The following is a 21,309-nucleotide window of genomic DNA, read 5'->3' as shown; positions in this document are numbered from 1 at the left end:
CAAACAAAGAGAAATAGGGCACTGATTATCGCTAACTGAATGAAGTTATCAAGTTTAGCCGATTTGTCCTTGAACTTTTTGCCCTAAATACAGACTTATTGCATGTCGTTGACAAATTTAGCGATTCTCTTGTCTTCTTAATGAGAAGAGTAAGGTAAGATAATCCGCTAAAGCTTTATATCAAAACAACCAGTTGGTTTGTCTTATATGTATCATCCTATCTCATTGTTTATTGGCTTAAGGTATCTTCGGGGACGCTCTGGAGATAGGTTCAGCCGATTTGTTTCTTATATGTCGACGGCGGGTATTACGATCGGTGTAATGGCGTTGGTGACGGTTCTTTCTGTGATGAACGGGTTTGAATCGCAGTTAAAAGAACGCATTTTAGGTGTGCTACCTCATGCCGTGGTTTCGCAACACGATGGAAAAACGCCTATGACCGAGTCTGCCCCTCCATTTGTTCAAGCGATGTCGAGTGAATCTCAGCCGGAGCCTATCGTTAGAGGAGAGGCTGTTATTCAGAGTTCTGCACAGCTGACGGCTGGTTACCTCATCGGTATTGAACCTAAGAAAGGCGATCCGATTAGCAACCATTTGATTGCCGGACGATTATCGTCACTTCAAGCAGGTGACTACAATGTATTTTTGGGTCACAGTTTGGCGCGTTCACTAAAGGTCTCAATCGGGGATAAAGTGCGCTTGATGGTGACCAACGCAACGCAGTTTACCCCACTTGGCCGTATTCCTAGCCAGCGAAACTTTACTGTCTCAGGCATTTTCAATACGGGATCGGACGTTGATGGTCAATTAATGATTGTGAACATGACGGATGCATCTAAGCTGATGCGTTTCCCTAAAGACACGGTTTCTGGTTGGCGTGTCTTTTTCTCTGACCCATTTATGGTAACGGATTTTGCTGACCAACCCATGCCTGATGGATGGGAATGGAGTGATTGGCGCGAACAGCGTGGTGAGCTTTTCCAAGCGGTGAAAATGGAAAAGAACATGATGGGACTTATGCTAGGTCTAATTGTGGGTGTCGCTGCATTCAATATTATCTCCGCTTTAATCATGGTGGTAATGGAGAAGCAATCAGAAGTTGCAATATTGAAAACTCAAGGCATGACTCAATCTCAAGTGATGACCATTTTCATGGTGCAAGGTGCAAGCAGTGGTGTAATTGGCGCGATTGTTGGTGGCGCTGCGGGCGTGATCTTGTCACTTAATCTAAATGCGATTCTTGAATCTGCTGGTGTGGCGCTATTCAGCTTTGGTGGTCATCTACCCATCTTGATTGATTCACTGCAAATTCTTTTAGTGGTGGTATTGGCGATTGCTCTTAGCCTTGCTGCTACGCTTTATCCTTCTTATCGAGCATCTTCTGTTAAACCTGCTGAGGCACTTCGCTATGAATAAGCTATTAGAATGTCGTGATATTCGTAAAGTCTACCGAGAGGGTTCGTTAGATACGGAAGTGTTGAAAGGCGTAAGTTTCGATATCGACAAAGGGGAGTTGGTTTCTATTGTTGGCTCTTCTGGTTCGGGAAAAAGTACCTTATTGCATATTTTAGGTGCGTTAGATGACGCAACTCATGGTGAAGTTGATTTTCTAGGGCAAAACCTATCAGCTTTGAGCTCGAACAAACAGGCGGCATTACGCAACAAGCACCTTGGTTTTGTATACCAGTTTCATCACTTGTTGGCTGACTTTACTGCGCTTGAAAATGTGGCGATGCCACTGATGATTGGCGGTGCTAAAGTAGCGGATGCAAAACAGGCGGCTAAAGCGCTGTTAGATAAAGTTGGTTTGAGTCATCGGATGCAACATAGACCCTCCGAGTTATCGGGCGGTGAGCGTCAGCGTGTTGCGATTGCGCGTGCATTGGTGAATAAACCTGATCTGGTCTTGGCTGATGAACCTACGGGGAACTTAGATCACAATACGGCACTGTCTATCTATGATTTGATGCGCGAGCTCAATAAAGAGTCAAACATTGCATTTTTGGTTGTCACGCATGACAAAGAGCTGGCAGCAAAAATGGATCGTCAAATGCACATGCAAGATGGTTTGCTCGTAGATCGTTTTGTGACTGATACAGCATCTGCGGAGGGCTAGTTTTGTTTACCTCTTTAGCTTTGATGATTGGTGGTCGCTTCAGTCGAGCGAAAAAGCGCAACAAGATGGTGTCTTTCATATCGCTTTCTTCGACTATTGGTATTGCGGTTGGCGTTGCTGTGATCATTATCGGTTTGTCTGCAATGAATGGCTTTGAGCGCGAGCTGCAATCGCGTGTGTTGTCTGTGATCCCACACGGCGAGTTAGAAGGTGTTAATGGACCACTTCAGGACTACACCAAAACGATGAATCAAGCTCTAAAACATGAACATGTTGTTGCGGCAGCACCGTATGTTCGTTTTACGGGTTTGGCAGAAAAAGGCAGTAAGCTAAAAGCGATAGAAGTTCGTGGTGTAGAGCCTACTTTCGAGCAAGCGGTGTCGAGCTTGTCGAATTTTATTGACCAAGCTGCTTGGCAAAACTTTTATGCTGGTCAGCAGCAAGTGATCTTAGGCCGAGGTGTAGCAAACGAGCTAAATGTCGCCGTGGGGGATTACGTTACGTTGATGATTCCGCAAACAGGCGGCGCAAATAAAGTGCAGGCTCCTAAGCGTGTGCGCGTGAAAGTGTCAGGGTTCTTAACGTTGAATGGCCAAATCGACCACTCTCTAGCGTTAGTACCATTAGCGGATGCTCAGCAATACGCGAGGTTAGGGGAAGGGGTCACTGGCATCTCACTAAAAACGGACGATGTTCTCAATGCGCCTTCTATTGTTCGCGAGGTTGGTAGCATGGTTGATGTTTACGTGTATTTGAAAAGCTGGCAGCAAAAGTTTGGTTTTTTGTATCGCGATATTCAGCTCGTGCGCACCATTATGTACTTGGTGATGGTACTGGTGATTGGCGTGGCATGTTTTAATATTGTGTCTACGTTGATGATGGCAGTGAAAGACCGAGCGGCGGAAATTGCAATTTTGCGAACAATGGGAGCAAAAGATAGCCTAATCAAACGGATCTTTGTTTGGCAAGGTGTATTCTCTGGTGTATTTGGTAGTCTCGTCGGCAGTGTTATCGGTGTCTTAGTAGCGTTAAACCTGACTCCGTTAATTAAAGGGCTAGAGAGCTTAATCGGTCATCAGTTTTTATCGGGTGATATTTACTTTGTTGACTTCTTACCATCACAACTACACTGGCCAGATGTCGCATTGGTGTCAGTGACGGCGATAGTGCTTAGTTTACTTGCGACGTGGTATCCTGCTTCTCGTGCCGCAAGGTTGAATCCGGCGGCTGTACTGAGTTCTAAATAGCTGATTATTTTACAATATGCGAAAAACAAAAAGGACCGAATTCGGTCCTTTTTTGTATTTATCCGACTTGAGTAACATCGCGTTTCATTCTAACTGTTAGATGCCCCTCAACTGATAGCTCAAATGCTGATTTTTACGCAGTAAGGTCTTATCTTATTTTGCGTTTTTGCCAGCTCCGTACCACCGAGTAGCGCCAAAGCCCTCGAATTCCGAAGTAGCCAATAATCGCGGATACAACCCCACAAATTGCGCAGCCCAATAGAAATGGAGGTCCAATGGTGCTCATTTGCTGCATGATGAATTCCCACGATAGTTCAAAGTGAAAAGGTTGCGGGGGAAGACGCATCACTAGAGCACCTAGCTTGTACGCAAAGTAAAATAGCACAGGCATAGTGATAGGATTGCTGATCCATACCAAAGCGACGGAGAGGGGCAGATTGACACCCAACATAATGGCCAAACCAGCGGCCATGATCATTTGGCTCGGCAGCGGAACAAAAGCCATAAATAACCCGACAGCAAAAGCCCCTGATGCCGAGCGGCGGTTTAAGCACCACAAGTTTGGGTTGTACAACACATTGCCGAAGACCTTCAATGCTTTTTGGCGTTTGATCAATTCATGATCTGGCATGAAGCGTTTTATCAGCTTTCTAGGCATAGGACAGCATGACTCTCTCAGAAAAAAGTTGGACCTTGGCGTTATTTGTAGCGAGCGTAATCTCGTCAGCTTGGTGGCCGACAATACCAGATTGGCGTTGGTTGCTGCTGGGAATAATAACCACTGGCTCAATAATCAAATTACGTCGTGGCTTAATTAGCATAGGCGCAATTGCGGGCTTTATGGTTGTCATCGTCCACGGCAATGTATTGGAGTCTCAGAGACAAGCCCTTTTTCAAGCAGGGGAGAATATTACCATAATTGGTAAAGTTGACAGCCCTTTTACGCAAATAAGTCACGGTTATGAAGGTATTGTCGCTATAGAAGCGGTAAATTCTCAAACTCTGTTACCTTTTCTTAAACCTAAAATCCGTCTTATTACGCCTTTTCCACTCGATGTTAACAGTGAGTTTACGACATCCATCTCGTTAAAGCCGATTACAGGTCTACGCAACGAAGCTGGCTTTGATGCTGAAAAGCACGCGATGGGTAAAAATATTATCGCCCGAGCGGTTGTTAACAAAGATGCTAAGTGGATTGTTCGTTCTAATGTATCTCTGCGTCAATCCATTATTGCCGATGTCGCTGATGATGTGTCTTCCCTTCATCATTTCTCGTTAATAAGTGCGTTAGTTTTTGCTGACCGTTCTTGGTTGTCTAAGGAAGATTGGCAAGCGCTCAGGGACAGTGGTTTACTGCATTTGGTCTCCATTTCTGGTTTACATATTGGTATGGCGTTTACTTTTGGGCTAGTCGTGGGCGGTACCGTTCGTTATCTATTACCCCAATACCAGTTGTTACCTAGCTTATATGGGCTGATCTTCGCTGTTGCCTACGCTTGGTTAGCGGATTTCTCTCTGCCTACTACGCGAGCAGTGTCGGTATGCGTTGTTTACGTTCTCCTGAAGTATACTCTGGTGCACTGGACTTCTTGGCGAGTTCTTTTGCTTGCAGTATCTCTACAACTGCTTGTCCAACCTTTTGCATCCTACAGTATGAGCTTTTGGTTATCGTACCTCTCCGTTTGTGCGGTATTGTTCGCAATTAATTTGATTCGACATCAAAGGGGAGGTTGGAAAGCGCGATTAAAAGCGTTATTGCTTACTCAATTGATGTTGAGCGCTTTAATCGTACCTGTTAGTGGCCATTTCTTCTCCGGTTTTAGTTTGTCCTCAATAGCCTACAACTTGGTATTTATTCCTTGGTTCGGATTTATCGTTGTACCTTTGATGTTTCTAGCCCTGTTCTCATCTTTGTTTCTTGAAATGATAGCGAAGCCTCTGTGGCATTTGGTGGACTGGTCATTACAGCCATTGAGCACGTCAATACAGTACGCAGTAGGTTCTTGGCAACCCATTAGCATGGAAATGACAATGCTGGTTATGGTGATAGTGGTTTGCTTAATATTTCAACGGTTCATGTCTCAGTACGCGTGGTATTTGTTACTCGGCATCGTTATTAGTATCAAGTTTGCAGCGGAGTATGAACCGCATTGGCGTATCGATGTATTAGATGTAGGTCATGGCCTTGCAGTGGTTGTAGAAAAAGACGACAAGGTGTTGCTGTATGACACTGGTAAAGCATGGCAAAGCGGCAGTATCGCAGAGCAGGTCGTCACTCCGGTTTTGCATCAACGAGGTTATGAAAGCATAGATACACTGATTCTAAGCCATTCCGATAATGATCACGCAGGCGGCCGCTTTTTCATTGAAGATGCCTTTTCTCCACAGCGTAAACTTAGTAGTCAATTCTTTATCGAATATGAGCCTTGCACTAGAGGCGACCAATGGAAATGGCAAGGATTAAACATGGAAGTGCTCTGGCCTCCTGCACTTGTTCAACGTGCGTATAATCCGCACTCCTGTGTATTACGACTTACTGACCCTATTTCTAACTTTAGTATGCTTTTTACTGGTGATATTGAGGCCATTAGCGAGTGGATTTTGCTTAGAGAACCCGGAAAGTTACAAAGCGATGTGATGCTAGTCCCTCACCACGGGAGTAAAAGTTCATCGAATCCTCGATTTATCGAGGCGGTGAGCCCGAGTGTGGCGGTTGCTTCTTTAGCAAAAAACAATCGATGGGGAATGCCAGCGGAAAATGTCGTTGCTTCATACCGAAAGCTTGGCGTTACTTGGCTTGATACTGGTGAGGGTGGTCAGGTAAGCTTCTTTATTCACCGTGATAATTGGCGCTCAGAAACCAAACGTAGCGATACATTTGAGCCTTGGTATAGGCAGATGCTGCGTAAGGGAGTAGAATGAGAGTCTTAATGTAAGAAAATAAAGCACTTCTATGTCGATAAATACTGATGAAACGACTTGGCAGACGTTTAAGCGTCTATGGCAATTTATTCGCCTTTATAAGTCAGGTCTTGTCGTTGCAGTCATTGCATTAGTTATTAATGCTATATCAGATACCTATATGATTTCCCTGCTAAAACCACTACTCGATGAAGGTTTTGGGAACGCTGAATCTGATTTTTTACGCACGCTTCCATTGATTATTTTTGCCATGATGTTCATCCGTGGCATAAGTGGATTTGTCTCCACCTACTGTTTGAGCTGGGTATCTGGCAACGTAGTTATGCAAGTCCGTCGCATGGTGTTCAATCACTTTATGCATATGCCAGTGTCTTACTTTGATAAGGAAAAGACGGGCAACTTATTGTCGCGTATAACCTACGACTCAGAGCAAGTATCAGCGGCAACTAGCCAAGCGTTGGTGAGCATTGTGCGTGAAGGCGCAAGTATCATTGGTCTGTTAGTTTTGATGTTTTACAACAGCTGGCAATTGTCGCTAGTGCTGTTTGCTGTTGCTCCCGTTGTAGCATGGGGTATTGGTGTTGTTTCTAAACGTTTTAGAAAAATATCCAAAAATATGCAGACCATGATGGGTAACGTAACTGCATCAGCAGAGCAGATGCTGAAAGGCCATAAAGTTGTGTTGAGCTATGGCGGCCAAGACATCGAACGTAAACGATTTGAAAAAGTCAGCAACCAAATGCGTCAACAAAGCATGAAGTTGGTGACGGCTCAAGCGGCGGCTAACCCTATCATCCAAATGATTGCATCACTTGCAATTGTTGCCGTTCTTTATTTAGCAAGTATTGATTCGATTAAAGAGCAACTGACTCCAGGTACATTTACTGTTGTGTTCTCTGCAATGTTTGGTCTGATGCGCCCACTTAAAGCGCTGACTAACGTTACTTCTCAGTTCCAACGTGGTATGGCCGCGAGCCAAACGCTCTTCGCGTTAATTGACCTCGAGCCTGAGAAAAACGAAGGTAAGTTGACAGTTGAACGCGCAAATGGCGATGTTTCAGTTAAAAACGTAAGCTTTACTTACACTGGTGCAGAAAAACCAGCATTGGAAAATGTCAGCTTCGATATTCCAAGAGGAAAAACGGTGGCGCTAGTTGGCCGTTCTGGCTCAGGTAAAAGTACCATCGCGAACTTGTTCAACCGCTTCTATGATGTTGACAGTGGATCTATCACATTAGATGGGCATGATATTCGTGATTACGAGCTAAAGAATTTACGTCAGCAATTTGCACTAGTATCGCAAAATGTTCATTTGTTTAATGACACGATAGCAAACAATATTGCGTACGCAACGGATGGCCAATACGAGCGCAGTGATATCGAGAAAGCGGCAACACTCGCGCATGCGATGGAGTTCATCGGCAAAATGGATGATGGACTTGATACCATGATTGGTGAAAATGGTGCTAGCTTGTCTGGTGGTCAACGCCAACGTGTTGCGATTGCGCGAGCTCTATTGCGTGATGCTCCAGTGCTGATTCTTGATGAGGCAACTTCGGCTTTGGATACCGAATCCGAGCGAGCTATTCAAGCTGCACTTGATGAGCTGCAAAAAGACAAAACGGTACTTGTAATAGCGCACCGCTTATCCACAATCGAGAAAGCCGATGAAATTCTTGTGGTTGATGATGGTGCCATCATTGAACGTGGCAACCACGCTGAGCTTATTGAGAAAAATGGTGCGTATGCACAATTGCACCGTATTCAGTTTGGTGAATAAGCGCGGTGATTGAAAAAATCTGGTTTGAAAACCATCCAATAAAATACCTCTTGTGGCCGCTTTTGTGGCCACTGAGTTTATTATTTGGAGCGATAAGCAAGTCAAAGCGAAAGCAATACCAAACTGGCCGCAAGCAAGCTTATAATGCGCCTATACCTGTTGTTGTGGTTGGCAATATCACTGCTGGTGGCAATGGTAAAACACCAGTTGTTGTGTGGCTTGTTGAGCAACTACAGCAAATGGGCTTTAAGCCGGGGGTTGTTTCTCGTGGTTATGGGGCAAAGGCTCCTGCCTATCCGTTAGTGCTAAAAGAAGATACGCCAGCGAAGCATTGTGGCGATGAACCTAAGTTGATTCATCGCCGTACAGGAGCACCTGTTGCGGTAGATCCTGTGCGTTCAAATGCAGTGAAAGCACTGCTAGATTTGGATGTGGATATCATAATTACGGATGATGGATTACAACATTATGCGTTAGGCCGTGATATTGAGTTAGTGATTGTGGATGGGAATCGCCGGTTTGGGAATGAAAGCCTGATTCCATTAGGTCCTTTACGTGAAGGTATTGAGCGACTTAAAGAAGTCGACTTTATCATCACCAATGGCGGTCAAGCGCATACGGGCGAAATCGCAATGGCTTTAGCACCCTCTAAAGCTATTAATCTTAAGACTAAGCAACATGTGGATGTCTCGGAGTTGAAAGATCTCGTCGCATTTGCGGGCATTGGGCATCCTCCGCGTTTTTTTCATACACTAAACTCGATGGACGCAGATGTTAAAGTCACAAAAGGTTTTGCTGACCATCAAGACTTTGATCAACAAGAATTAGAAGCATTGGCTCAACAAGGGACCAATGTGATTATGACCGAGAAAGATGCCGTCAAGTGCAGCCATTATGCGCAAGATAATTGGTGGTATCTGCCTGTATCTGCCCAGTTTGAATCAAACGATGCAGAGCAAATTTTAAATAGAATAAAAGAGGTTAAAGCGGCTTATGGATCACCGTCTACTTGAGATTGTAGCTTGCCCTGTTTGCAAAGGTAAGCTGACGTACGATAAAGATAATCAAGAGTTGATCTGCAAATTGGATCGCCTTGCTTACCCGATCAAAGAGGGTATTCCAGTTCTGCTAGAGCCTGAAGCTCGCACTATGAGCATGGATGAGGGACGCTAATGTCTTTTACGGTTGTCATCCCTTCGCGCTACGCATCGAGCCGTTTGCCTGGTAAACCGCTAGCGGATATTGGTGGTAAGCCTATGGTTCAGTGGGTTTATGAACAAGCGCTACAAGCGGGTGCGGAAGATGTCATCGTTGCAACTGATGACGAGCGTGTTGCGAAAGCGGTTTCGTCATTTGGTGGTAAAGTTTGTATGACCTCTCCCCACCACGAATCAGGTACGGAGCGTCTTGCCGAAGTTGTTGAAAAGATGGCTATTCCGTCAGACCACATTATTGTTAATGTGCAAGGGGATGAGCCTTTGATTCCGCCGTCCATCATTCGTCAGGTTGCTGATAACTTATCTGGGTGTGAAGCCCCGATGGCGACGTTAGCTGTAGAAATAGACTCGGAAGAGGAAGTGTTCAACCCGAACGCTGTTAAAGTTGTCGCAGATGAGCAAGGCTATGCGTTGTACTTTAGTCGAGCAACCATCCCTTGGGATCGCGATAGCTTTGCTAAACAAGACAAAACTATTGCCAACCCATTAATGCGTCATATTGGTATTTATGCTTATCGAGCTGGTTTCATTAATACGTATGTCAACTGGGCACCAAGTGCATTAGAGCAGATTGAGTGTCTTGAGCAACTGCGAGTGCTTTGGTACGGTGAAAAAATTCATGTGGCGGTAGCGAAAGAGGCACCAGCGGCAGGGGTTGATACGCCCGAAGACCTAGAAGCCGTGCGCGCGATTGTTGCAAAGCAAGCGTAACAAATGCTCATATAGATTTAAGAATAAACAAGGCTCCTGAATTAGGAGCCTTTTTGTTTTACTTGTATCGCGGTATTAGTTAAATATTAGTGTCGTATTGGTTCCGTTTAGGGCAGGTTGCTAACACTTCTCGGTGACCGGTGTCTTTCACTTCTTGGAGAATGACATCAAAGCCCCATAATCGGTACACGTGCTTTAGAACTTCTTCGTAACTATCATCAAGTGGGATGCGGTTGTGAGGAACGTACTGCAACGTAAGCGATCTATCACCACGGACATCGACATTAAACACCTGAATGTTTGGCTCAAGATTAGATAAGTTATACTGAGCAGCTAAGGTTTCTCTAATGCGTTTATAACCCATCTCATCGTGTATCGCAGCGACTTCAATAAAGTTCTTATGATCATCATCGTTGATCGCAAACAGCTTGAAATCACGCATTAATTTCGGAGAAAGGTATTGGCTAATAAAGCTTTCATCTTTGAAATTATGCATCGCGAAATGCACTGCATCTAACCAGTCGGTTCCTGCTAGGTCTGGAAACCACTCTTTGTCCTCATCAGTTGGTTCTTCACAGATACGCTTAATATCTCGGAACATGGCAAAGCCTAACGCGTAGGGGTTAATGCCATTAAAGTAAGGACTGTTATAAGGCGGCTGAGCCACGACACTGGTGTGGCTATGTAAGAACTCTAGAATGAATTTTTCAGACACCAAGCCCTCATCATAAAGATGGTTGAGTATGGTGTAGTGCCAGAACGTTGCCCAGCCCTCATTCATAACTTGCGTTTGTTTTTGCGGATAAAAATACTGACTGATCTTACGGACGATCCGAACAACTTCACGTTGCCACGGCTCTAGCAACGGCGCATGTTTTTCGAAGAAGTAGAGCAAGTTTTCCTGAGGCTCGCTTGGGAATCGCTCTTTAATGTCTTCCTCTTTCGTCTTGGCTGTCGGTACCGTGCGCCAAAGCTCATTAACTTGAGATTGTAGGTATGCTTCGCGTTCTTCTTGTCTTGCTTTTTCCTCTGTAATTGAGATTTTCTCTGGACGCTTGTAGCGGTCTACACCAAAGTTCATTAACGCGTGACAAGAGTCGAGCAGTTTTTCCACTTCTTTTACGCCATATCGTTCTTCACACTCGGCTAAATACTTTTTGGCGAACAGCAGATAGTCGATAATAGAGCTGGCGTCAGTCCACGTTTGGAATAGGTAATTACCTTTGAAAAAAGAGTTATGGCCGTAACACGCGTGCGCTATAACGAGTGCTTGCATTGTTACCGTATTTTCTTCCATCAAATAAGCAATACAAGGGTCGGAGTTAATCACAATCTCGTAGGCTAACCCCATTTGACCATGTTTATAGTTCTGCTCTGTTTGAATGAATTTTTTACCAAATGACCAGTGGTTGTAATTGATTGGCATGCCGATACTTGAGTAGGCATCCATCATCTGTTCTGAAGTAATCACTTCTATTTGGTTAGGGTAAGTGTCTAGGCGATAATGCTCCGCGACACGCTTAATTTCTTTGTGGTATCGCTCTAACAGCTCAAATGTCCAATCTGGTCCATCTGGCAACACTTTACTGTTACGCTTTTTAGGCGCCTCTCCTGAGAGGTTTCTCGTTGCGGTATTCATCGCTAGCCTCCTTACGCCGTTTCTTTTTGGAATAGTTCACGAAAGACTGGGAAAATATCCTCCACAGAGCGAATGTTTTTCATTGCGAAATTAGGAAACTCTTCAGTGAGTTTTTCGTACTCATGCCATAGAGTTTGGTGCGATCGCCGCGTGATCTCTATGTAAGAGTAATACTGACAGTTTGGAAGTAATTTGTTCACTAACAGATCCCGGCATCTTGGCGAATCATCTGCCCAGTTGTCACCGTCGGATGCTTGAGCTGCATATATGTTCCACTGACCAATCGGGTATCGCTCTTTTACTATTTCATCCATTAACTTGAGCGCGCTAGATACAATGGTACCCCCGGTTTCTTGTGAGTAGAAAAATTCGTGCTCGTCCACTTCCTTCGCTTGGGTATGGTGGCGGATAAAGACGACTTCGACATTCTCGTAGGTACGAGTTAAGAACAAGTACAAAAGAACATAGAAGCGTTTTGCGATGTCTTTCGTTGCCTGGTCCATCGAACCGGATACGTCCATTAGACAGAACATTACCGCTTGGCTCGATGGTACCGGGCGTTTCTCATAGTTCTTGAAGCGTAAGTCGAAGGTATCGATGAACGGCACGCTTTCGATTTTCTTGCGCAGTTCTTCAATTTCAGCCTTCAAGCGGTTCTCTTCAAACTGCTGAGCAGGTTCAATATTTTTGATGCGAGCAAGTTCGTCTTCTAACTCTTTAAGAAGTCGTTTCTTACCAGCAGTCATTGCAGTACGGCGCGCAAGAGATTGTTGCAGAGAGCGTACTACGGCGATATTGGAAGGGATACCGGCAGTTTGAAAGCCTGCACGGTGCGTTTTCCATTCTGTGATTTTGGCAATTTGGTTTTTTTCTAGATTAGGCAGCTCGAGATCTTCGAACAAAATATCGAGGTACTCATCTTTTGATATTTGGAATACAAATTCGTCTTGGCCTTCTCCATCTGGACTGGCGTTCCCTTCTCCAGAGCCGCTACCTTGACCGCCACCTTTGGGACGCTCAATTTTATCACCAGTAATGAATTGGTCGTTACCGGGATGAACTCGTTCTCGAACACCACCTTTGCCTTGATGAAATATAGGCTCATTGATGTCTTTGTGAGGGATAGAGACGTCTTCGCCCGTTTCCGTATTCGTAATCGAGCGTCGATTCACTGCGTCTGCTACCGACTCTTTTATTTGCTCTTTGTGGCGCTTCAAGAAGCGCTGTCGATTAACAGCGCTCTTGTTCTTGCCATTGAGCCTTCGGTCTATAAATTGCGCCATGAAATAGCCCTCTTCATGTTTCACAAGCGACCTAACTCAATACTGGGTTAGGATGACTTACGTACTCGTAGGTACCACTCAGAAAGTAGGCGAACCTGTTTCTCGGTATAGCCTTTTTCCATCATGCGAGCGACAAAGTCGTCATGCTTCTTCTGATCTTCAGAAGAGGTTTTCGCATTAAATGAGATAACCGGAAGTAGCTCTTCGGTATTGGAGAACATTTTCTTCTCGATTACTGTGCGCAGTTTTTCGTAGCTGGTCCAAACCGGGTTTTGACCATTGTTATTCGCTTTCGCACGAAGCACAAAGTTAACGATTTCGTTTCGGAAATCTTTCGGGTTAGAAATACCAGCTGTTTTTTCGATCTTCTCTAGCTCAGCATTCAGTGAAGAGCGATCAAATAGCTGACCAGTTTCTGGATCTCGGTACTCTTGGTCTTGAATCCAGAAGTCTGCATAGGTGACATATCGGTCGAAGATGTTTTGGCCGTATTCAGAGTAAGACTCAAGATAAGCGGTCTGAATCTCTTTACCGATAAATTCAACGTATCGAGGTACTAGGTAGCCTTTCAAGAACTCGAGATATTTCTCTGCTGTTTCAGCAGGGAACTGTTCGCGCTCAACCTGTTGTTCAATCACATAGAATAGATGTACAGGGTTGGCTGCCACTTCGGTTTGGTCGAAGTTAAATACGCGTGACAAAATCTTAAAGGCAAAACGTGTTGAGAGACCGTTCATGCCTTCATCGACACCAGCATAATCACGATACTCTTGATAGCTTTTTGCCTTTGGATCCGTATCTTTCAGCGTTTCACCGTCGTATACGCGCATCTTAGAGAAGATGGACGAGTTTTCAGGCTCTTTAAGTCGAGAAAGAATACTGAATTGTGCCAGAGTCTCGAGCGTGCTTGGTGAACAAGGGGCTTGAGACAACTCACTGTTTTCGAGAAGTTTTTGGTAGATTTTGACTTCTTCTGAAACACGTAGACAGTAAGGTACTTTCACAATATAAACACGGTCCAAGAACGCTTCATTGTTCTTGTTGTTACGGAAGGTCTGCCACTCAGATTCGTTTGAGTGAGCCAGAATCATACCGTCGAATGGAATCGCAGAAAGGCCTTCTGTACCGTTGAAGTTGCCTTCTTGCGTTGCTGTTAACAGCGGGTGAAGCACTTTGATTGGTGCTTTGAACATCTCAACGAATTCCATTAAACCTTGGTTTGCTTTACACAGCGCACCGGAGTAGCTGTAAGCGTCTGGATCGTCTTGCGAATAGTGTTCAAGCTTACGAATATCGACTTTACCAACCAATGATGAGATATCTTGGTTGTTTTCATCGCCTGGTTCAGTTTTGGCAATACCGATTTGGTCAAGGATAGAAGGGCGTACTTTCACTACTTTAAATTTGGTGATATCACCACCAAACTCGTGAAGACGTTTAGCGGCCCAAGGAGACATGATCGAGCGAAGATAACGGTGCTCGATGCCATATTCTTTTTTCAAAATATCGCCATCTTCTGTGGCTTTGAATAGGCAGAATGGATGGTCATTCACTGGGCTGCGTTCGCCGTTAGCAGTAAGAACATAAATAGGCATCTGTTCCATCAGAGCCTTAAGCTTTTCTGCAAGCGAAGACTTACCGCCACCTACAGGGCCGAGTAAGTAAAGAATCTGCTTACGCTCTTCTAGGCCTTGCGCCGCATGTTTTAGGTAAGACACAATTTGTTCTATGGCATCTTCCATGCCATAAAAGTCTTTAAAGGTTTCATAACGAGAGATAACACGATTCGAGAAGATTCGGCTTAGTCTCGGATCCTTTGCCGTATCGATTATCTCTGGTTCACCAATCGCCATCAGTAGGCGTTCTGCTGCATTAGCATAAGCGCTTTTGTCATCTTTACACAGGGCTAAAAACTCCTGTAACGACATCTCTTCATCTTTTGCAGCTTCATATCTTGATTGATAGTGGTCGAAAATACTCATGTCGCTTTCCCCTTTAATAGTCAGTCTACCGACGAACGTTGATTCAGGCTTTCCACCAACAGTTATGCTCGTTGTTGTTTGAATATACGTCCTGTTATCACATTTGGTTCGTACAGAATGTAAGATTGGCGACACCAAAGACTTTGCTTTATGGACGGTTTTTTCGTTACAACGGTGAGCGGTGGATATGAATTTTTCAATCACAGCCTTTCTCTACTTAAGCCTAGTCGGGGATTTGCAATTTTGCTTAACAATTATGAATTTATTGTAAAAGTGACATTTGAATCACTCTTTTATTAAGGACGAATTTATGTCGTGAATAGGTGCAATAGAAATCAAATATTTGGCAAAGACAGAAGAGTCTCAGTGATTCGTTGTTCTACATTGAGCAAGGTAAGTGAAAGAGGTAGGAAGAGAGCAAAGTCTTAGATAAGTTTGTGACAGGGTAAATAACAAGGAGAGCGGGCGCTCTCCTCATTCTTAGACGACCATTTTATGCGCTGAAGATTTGCGCTAGTTCGTTTTCACATAAATGATACTGACGAGGGCAGTTACGCCAAGTTTGCAGCATACGGCGGTATTTATCTAGCATCGGCATTTGGCTGTTAAAGTGATGATCTGCCTTGTCAAACTGAGGGTACAAACCTTCAGAATCGATGAGAAAACGTACGTAATGTACTTGTTGCGCTTCTGAAGCGATATCAAATCCCAAGAACTTCAAGCGGCGCTGATCTACGTTGCTGCGGTCTTCATCGTCTAGCATGTTGTAAGATTCTTGCATCGCATGATACATCTCCATAACGTCGATGATCTCACGACATTCTGCTTCTGAGAGGCAGCCGAAATCTTTGTTCAACTCTCGCATTTGTAGTTCATAACCACGTTCAACGATCGTTTGTAAGCGTTTGTATTTGGCCGCATTACTTGGATCAAGTTGAGACATAAGGTTGTATTGGTTTGATAGAATCAAACGTTGAGCGTTTGACATTTCCATGGTGACCTCACTAGATATCTAATACATTTTTAATGTGCTTAGGTTAACGCTTAAGACATGAGTGAAACATGATCTCAACACATATTTAATACTAAAAAATGGCAAGAACTGTCACTTTTGACCAGTTTGAAAACACTTATTTATGGTAATGATTGTATATGTAGTCTCGGTCTGAAAATACTCTCAGCCACTCTGGCTTGAATACGGTTAAAACCGCCAGTGCCATACCATTTAATAGACCTTCTGGAAAGGCGAGCAACGGCACAAAAACAAAGTAGTTATGTTGAATGGTTTCCCAATCGTAGTGACCAACTGATAGGTGATAAAAAGAGTTAATGATGAGGTGCAGACTTCCTGTTATCGCGCCATTGAAAAATCCAGCAACGAAGATGAAAACAAAAATGTTTCGTGGCAAGTAGTGGTAACTCAGAAGAAACACTAAGTAACTAATGAAAATCGGAATTAGGGCAGATAGAACTAACGACGTGGGTAAGAGTAGCAAGGACACATCATGTAGTAGGTGGTTGACCAACATAGCGGGAATGCTGAGTATAAATGCCATGCGCCAACCATACATCATCGTCAGCGTTGTTAGTGCAAGAAAATGAATCTGTAATCCTTCTTTTACACCTGCTTGAGCTGTCCATAAAATACTGAAAAAGAAGAGCGTTGCAAAAACGAGGTGCTGAAATCCTTTTTCTTTTTCCAGTTTGGGCCAAACGACTTTTTTCCAATCTGGTAGGCAGTAGACTACTACTATCCAAATTGAGACAACAAGAGAGCCTAAGTTAAACAAATCCATGTTACTTCCTTCCTATGCGAACATGACGCAATCATTTCTATCGTTCTTTTTATACCTAAATGACCGCAGAGAAACTCACTGATAAGGCTTAGATATAATCAAAAAAATACCAGCAATAAGCTGGTATTTTAAAGAGGTTAGTCTTGCGGTTCACTTAGTATTTTACGTTATCGTTGTATTGAGCAAGAATGGATTGAATTTCATCCATGGTTTCTTTCGGTGGCGGGTTTACTCCTTCGAGTGGGTATTCTAAGCCTAACGCTTCCCACTTATGAGCCCCTAATTTGTGGTAAGGAAGTAACTCGACCTTTTCGATGTTATCCATGTCTTTAATAAATTCACCAAGCATGTGTGCTGCTTCTGGAGCATCTGTGTAACCAGGCACGACGACATAGCGAATCCATGTTTTCTTTCCGATTTTTTGCAAGTAACGAGCAAAGTCCAATGTGCGTCGGTTGGATACACCAATGAGATCTTGGTGCACTTCGTCTTTCATGTGTTTGATGTCAAGCATGACTAAGTCTGTTGCATCCAGTACTTCATCGATAACATCAGTGTGCTTACGAACATAACCGTTAGTATCTAGACATGTATGAATGCCTTCGGCTTTAGCAGCGCGGAAAAAATCACGTACGAATTCCGGTTGAAGCATCGCTTCGCCGCCAGAACAAGTAACGCCACCGCCTGATGCATTCATGAAGTGGCGGTAACTTTTCGCTTCGGAAATGATTTCTTCAACCGTGACTTCTTTGCCATCATGCGTGTCCCAAGTATCGCGGTTATGGCAATACTTACAGCGCATTAAACAACCTTGCAAGAAGACGATAAATCGAATACCAGGTCCGTCTACGGTACCACATGACTCAAATGAGTGAATACGACCAGCTGTTGACATCTTTTGCTCTCATTACTAGTAAATTCTAGCTGTTATTTTATTACAAAAAGCAGGGTTAAAACAGCTTTGTCGGTACTAAAGGCAAGGTTATTTGAAGAAAGAAAATAGATGGAGCCAATCTACATAAACGCTTGAACACGAGGTGGTTAATACCTACCCCGAGAACTTGCCGTGTATCTAGATTGACTTCGATGCTGGGATAATCCAGTTTTTAGAAAAAGGCGAACACGGAGAACGAGCCTGTCCCATAAACATCGGTTTGGGCTTCTTCATAATCCGGTGTTTTAATTGTAAAGGTGATGCTTGCACCGTAATTTTGGTTGTACCAAGATACCCCCGCGACGGCACTTGCTTGCCAATTTTGCAGAGTGACGTCGTATGGCGCTGATGGTTCAGGAATGCCAGGACGATCTCCTTCGATAGTCATGTCATTAAAGCGGTAACGACCTTCAAACCCGGTGAACAAGAACCAACTCGACGTGTTCTGAGCGATCATACTTGCTGAAAAAGGGCTTTCGACACTGATATTGGCGGCTCCGATGCTATTCGCTAGGTTTGTACCCCAACGAAACATGACGCCTTGAGAGACATCACTACGGAAGTTACCCGCATTGATGTCGTTAATGTTGGTGATCTCCCATTGTGTTTTTTGTTCTTCGCTGCGCATCAATTTGTTAAATACGCGGTAACCAAGGCTGAACGCAACTTTATCTTCAATCTGGTAATCCCAACCTTGAGGGTCCGTCGATCCTGTTATGCCGTGAACGATTTCTTGCGCCTTTTCTGATAGCGAACTTTCACCCGTAGCTCCTATGGTGAAATTGTACCGTACAGCTTTGTCACTCGTTAGGGAAAGGTAGTTGATTTCGGTGTGTAGGTAACCGGCATATGGGCGATCATTGATTAGTGGATAATCGGCTTCAATGTCGCTTGGAGTCCACATTTTGTGGCCAAGAACCAACTCTATTTTATCGATATTGGCGTGCTCTGAGTTAGCTAGACTCAGCCATTTCCATTGGCTTTCTTGTATCAGTTGGTCTGTCGCGTACGAAAGGAAAACACCATTCGTATAGTCTTGATCGACGCCAAAAATACCATCGTTGTCGATGGTAAAAGAAACCGTAGACTTAGTGGATGCTATTGCAACTGGAGAAAGAAGGGTAAGAATAATTAATTTACTAAATCTCATAGACTTTATTTGCTAACTTTTTTCGCATCATACGTAAGAATGCGGGCAAAAGTCTTTCGCGATATCACAACTTTCATTCAAGAAATAAAAAAAGGCTGATGCTACTTAGCATCAGCCTTTGTTGTATTACTAGAACGTTATTTCGCTATAGTCTTATAGAGACTCAGTGAATGTACGTGCGATTACGTCAGCTTGTTGCTCTGCAGTTAGAGAGTTGAAGCGAACAGCGTAACCAGATACACGGATTGTTAGCTGAGGGTATTTCTCTGGGTGCTTAACTGCGTCTTCTAGAGTTTCACGGTTAAGAACGTTCACGTTTAGGTGTTGGCCACCTTCGATACCCGCTTCGTGGTGGAAGTAACCATCCATCAGACCAGCAAGGTTAGCGCGTTGTGAACCCTCATCTTTACCTAGTGCGTTAGGTACGATAGAGAATGTGTAAGAGATACCATCTTGTGCGTCAGCAAACGGCAGTTTAGCAACTGAAGTTAGTGATGCTACAGCACCTTTCTCGTCACGACCGTGCATTGGGTTTGCACCTGGAGCAAATGGAGCACCAGCACGACGACCATCAGGCGTGTTACCAGTTTTCTTACCGTAAACCACGTTTGAAGTGATAGTAAGAATTGACTGAGTAGGGATTGCATCACGGTAAGTCTTAAGCTTACGGATTTTGCCCATAAATACAGAAACAAGTTCACATGCAATGTCATCAACGCGTGGGTCGTTGTTACCGAATTTAGGGTAATCGCCTTCGATTTCGAAGTCGATTGCTAGACCGTCTTCGTCACGAATTGGCTTAACTTTTGCGTATTTAATTGCAGATAGTGAGTCAGCCGCAACAGATAGACCAGCAATACCACAAGCCATAGTACGTTTAACGTCACGGTCGTGTAGAGCCATTAGTGCCGCTTCGTAGCTGTACTTATCGTGCATGAAGTGGATAGCGTTTAGTGCAGTCACATATTGTTTCGCTAGCCAATCCATGAAGTGGTCCATTTTCTCCCACAGTTCATCGTAGTTAAGAACATCGCCTTCGATCTTAGGCATTTGCGGGCCAACTTGGATTTTTAGCTTCTCATCCACACCACCGTTGATGGTGTAAAGCATTGTTTTCGCAAGGTTCGCACGAGCACCGAAGAACTGCATTTGCTTACCAACAACCATTGGGGATACACAACATGCGATCGCGTAGTCGTCAGAGTTCATGTCTGGACGCATTAGGTCGTCATTTTCGTACTGAATAGAAGAAGTATCGATAGATACTTTCGCACAGAACTTCTTGAAGCCTTCAGGTAGTTGCTCAGACCAAAGAACAGTGATGTTTGGCTCTGGAGAAGGACCCATAGTGTATAGTGAGTTTAGGAAACGGAAGTTTGTACGAGTAACTAGCGTACGACCGTCAAGACCCATACCACCCATAGACTCAGTTGCCCAGATAGGGTCGCCAGAGAATAGATCATCGTACTCAGGAGTACGTAGGAAACGAACCATACGTAGTTTCATTACGAAGTGGTCGATCATTTCCTGAGCTTGTTCTTCAGTTAGCTTACCAGCCGCGATATCACGTTCGATGAAGATGTCTAGGAACGTAGAAGTACGACCTAGAGACATAGCCGCACCGTTTTGAGACTTAACAGCAGCTAGGTAACCGAAGTAAGTCCACTGAATAGCTTCTTGCGCAGTTTCAGCAGGACGAGAAATATCACAACCGTATTTTGCAGCCATTTCTTTGATTTGACCTAGAGCACGGTGTTGCTCTGCGATCTCTTCACGAAGCTGCATTGTCATTTGTAGGTCTTCGCCGTTCTCAAAACGCTCTTGTAGAGAAGAGAACTGCGCGAATTTATCCTTCATTAGGAAGTCAATACCGTATAGAGCAACACGACGGTAGTCACCGATGATACGACCACGACCGTATGCATCTGGAAGACCAGTCAGTACGCCAGATTTACGACACGCCATGATTTGAGGAGTGTAGATATCGAAAACGCCTTGGTTGTGAGTTTTACGGTATTCTGTGTAGATTTTTTTAACTTGTGGGTCTAGCTCGCGGTCGTAGGCTTTGCATGAACCTTCAACCATGCGGATACCACCGTTAGGGATGATCGCACGTTTTAGAGGAGCGTCAGTTTGAAGACCTACGATAGTTTCTAGGTCTTTTTCGATGTAGCCTGCATCGTGAGCAGTGATGGTAGAGATAACTGAAGTATCAAAATCAACAGGAGCGTGAGTCGCGTTCTCTTGTTTGATGCCTTCCATTACCTTAGCCCAAAGCTTGTTAGTCGCTTCAGTACCTTCAGAAACTAGGAAAGATTCGTCGCCTTCGTACGGAGTGTAGTTCTTCTGAATGAAATCACGAACGTTTACTTCGTTTTGCCAGTCGCCTGCAGCAAAACCTTCCCAAGCTTTAGCAAATTGCTCTGCCATGACATACCTACCTTTTTAGTAGAAAAAAATACGTACTGCTTCGCCGTTGAGCCAGCTATCCCCAGATAAAAGAGGGGAACAGTACACTCTTATGAATAACAA

Annotated in this window: 17 protein-coding genes; 8 read left to right on the top strand and 9 right to left on the bottom strand. The window is 44.2% G+C overall.

Features of this window, described 5'->3' with window-relative positions; translation table 11 throughout:
* The first annotated feature begins 207 nt into the window (after nucleotides 1-207).
* From lolC to lolE, 3 genes are read left to right on the top strand one after another with little or no spacing between them, the layout of a single operon-like run.
* Nucleotides 208-1,416: a lipoprotein-releasing ABC transporter permease subunit LolC gene (lolC, locus tag KJB35_RS08260; protein WP_031778997.1), complete on the top strand. Its 1,209-nt coding sequence runs from the start codon at nucleotides 208-210 to the stop codon at nucleotides 1,414-1,416.
* A complete protein-coding gene (lolD, locus tag KJB35_RS08255; RefSeq protein ID WP_005378457.1) occupies nucleotides 1,409-2,116 on the top strand; it encodes a lipoprotein-releasing ABC transporter ATP-binding protein LolD in 708 nt (235 codons plus the stop codon). The genes lolC and lolD overlap by 8 nt, the downstream gene beginning before the upstream one ends.
* 2 nt (nucleotides 2,117-2,118) lie before the next feature.
* Nucleotides 2,119-3,363, top strand: a complete 1,245-nt coding sequence (gene lolE, locus KJB35_RS08250) for a lipoprotein-releasing ABC transporter permease subunit LolE (RefSeq protein ID WP_033905042.1) — start codon at nucleotides 2,119-2,121, stop codon at nucleotides 3,361-3,363.
* A gap of 148 nt (nucleotides 3,364-3,511) precedes the next feature.
* Here the strand turns inward: lolE and KJB35_RS08245 are convergent, their stop codons facing one another.
* Nucleotides 3,512-4,021: a DUF2062 domain-containing protein gene (locus KJB35_RS08245; RefSeq protein WP_005387834.1), complete on the bottom strand. Its 510-nt coding sequence runs from the start codon at nucleotides 4,019-4,021 to the stop codon at nucleotides 3,512-3,514.
* Nucleotides 4,022-4,029: 8 nt separating this feature from the next.
* On the opposite strand from KJB35_RS08245, the gene KJB35_RS08240 reads away from it, so the two are divergent.
* From KJB35_RS08240 to kdsB, 5 genes are read left to right on the top strand one after another with little or no spacing between them, the layout of a single operon-like run.
* Entirely contained in the window at nucleotides 4,030-6,285 is a 2,256-nt protein-coding gene (locus KJB35_RS08240; RefSeq protein ID WP_042522133.1) for a DNA internalization-related competence protein ComEC/Rec2, read from the top strand.
* A 31-nt stretch (nucleotides 6,286-6,316) separates the two neighbouring features.
* Nucleotides 6,317-8,065: a lipid A ABC transporter ATP-binding protein/permease MsbA gene (msbA, locus tag KJB35_RS08235; protein WP_042522131.1), complete on the top strand. Its 1,749-nt coding sequence runs from the start codon at nucleotides 6,317-6,319 to the stop codon at nucleotides 8,063-8,065.
* 5 nt (nucleotides 8,066-8,070) lie between these two features.
* Nucleotides 8,071-9,078: a tetraacyldisaccharide 4'-kinase gene (gene lpxK, locus KJB35_RS08230; protein WP_065274294.1), complete on the top strand. Its 1,008-nt coding sequence runs from the start codon at nucleotides 8,071-8,073 to the stop codon at nucleotides 9,076-9,078.
* Entirely contained in the window at nucleotides 9,059-9,238 is a 180-nt protein-coding gene (locus KJB35_RS08225) for a Trm112 family protein (protein ID WP_005378451.1), read from the top strand. Before lpxK ends, KJB35_RS08225 begins: the two co-directional genes overlap by 20 nt.
* Entirely contained in the window at nucleotides 9,238-9,993 is a 756-nt protein-coding gene (gene kdsB / locus KJB35_RS08220; RefSeq protein ID WP_054575460.1) for a 3-deoxy-manno-octulosonate cytidylyltransferase, read from the top strand. The genes KJB35_RS08225 and kdsB overlap by 1 nt, the downstream gene beginning before the upstream one ends.
* Nucleotides 9,994-10,072: 79 nt before the next feature.
* On the opposite strand, the gene KJB35_RS08215 is transcribed toward kdsB, so the two are convergent.
* The 8 genes from KJB35_RS08215 to pflB all read right to left on the bottom strand — a co-directional run bounded on the left by KJB35_RS08215 (nucleotide 10,073) and on the right by pflB (nucleotide 21,207).
* Nucleotides 10,073-11,632, bottom strand: a complete 1,560-nt coding sequence (locus tag KJB35_RS08215; RefSeq protein WP_005378449.1) for a SpoVR family protein — start codon at nucleotides 11,630-11,632, stop codon at nucleotides 10,073-10,075.
* An 11-nt stretch (nucleotides 11,633-11,643) separates the two neighbouring features.
* Nucleotides 11,644-12,915 carry a YeaH/YhbH family protein gene (locus KJB35_RS08210; protein ID WP_005378448.1) on the bottom strand — a complete coding sequence of 424 codons (1,272 nt, stop codon included), beginning with the start codon at nucleotides 12,913-12,915 and terminating at the stop codon, nucleotides 11,644-11,646.
* 47 nt (nucleotides 12,916-12,962) lie between these two features.
* On the bottom strand, nucleotides 12,963-14,897 hold the full coding sequence (locus KJB35_RS08205) for a PrkA family serine protein kinase (protein ID WP_005378447.1): 1,935 nt from the start codon (nucleotides 14,895-14,897) through the stop codon (nucleotides 12,963-12,965).
* 493 nt (nucleotides 14,898-15,390) lie between these two features.
* Nucleotides 15,391-15,891, bottom strand: coding sequence for a YfbU family protein (locus KJB35_RS08200; RefSeq protein WP_005378446.1), 501 nt, complete (start codon nucleotides 15,889-15,891; stop codon nucleotides 15,391-15,393).
* A 136-nt stretch (nucleotides 15,892-16,027) separates the two neighbouring features.
* On the bottom strand, nucleotides 16,028-16,693 hold the full coding sequence (locus tag KJB35_RS08195; RefSeq protein WP_053307482.1) for an energy-coupling factor ABC transporter permease: 666 nt from the start codon (nucleotides 16,691-16,693) through the stop codon (nucleotides 16,028-16,030).
* A 154-nt stretch (nucleotides 16,694-16,847) separates the two neighbouring features.
* On the bottom strand, nucleotides 16,848-17,588 hold the full coding sequence (pflA, locus tag KJB35_RS08190) for a pyruvate formate lyase 1-activating protein (RefSeq protein WP_285356219.1): 741 nt from the start codon (nucleotides 17,586-17,588) through the stop codon (nucleotides 16,848-16,850).
* A gap of 211 nt (nucleotides 17,589-17,799) precedes the next feature.
* Nucleotides 17,800-18,777 carry a lipid A deacylase LpxR family protein gene (locus KJB35_RS08185; RefSeq protein ID WP_053303245.1) on the bottom strand — a complete coding sequence of 326 codons (978 nt, stop codon included), beginning with the start codon at nucleotides 18,775-18,777 and terminating at the stop codon, nucleotides 17,800-17,802.
* A 153-nt stretch (nucleotides 18,778-18,930) separates the two neighbouring features.
* Nucleotides 18,931-21,207: a formate C-acetyltransferase gene (pflB, locus tag KJB35_RS08180; RefSeq protein ID WP_005378442.1), complete on the bottom strand. Its 2,277-nt coding sequence runs from the start codon at nucleotides 21,205-21,207 to the stop codon at nucleotides 18,931-18,933.
* Between the last annotated feature and the right edge of the window lie 102 nt (nucleotides 21,208-21,309).

The sequence above is a fragment of the Vibrio sp. D431a genome (assembly GCF_030248655.1).
Classification (GTDB): Bacteria; Pseudomonadota; Gammaproteobacteria; order Enterobacterales; family Vibrionaceae; genus Vibrio; species Vibrio alginolyticus.
This window is presented reverse-complemented; position numbering and strand designations above follow the sequence as displayed.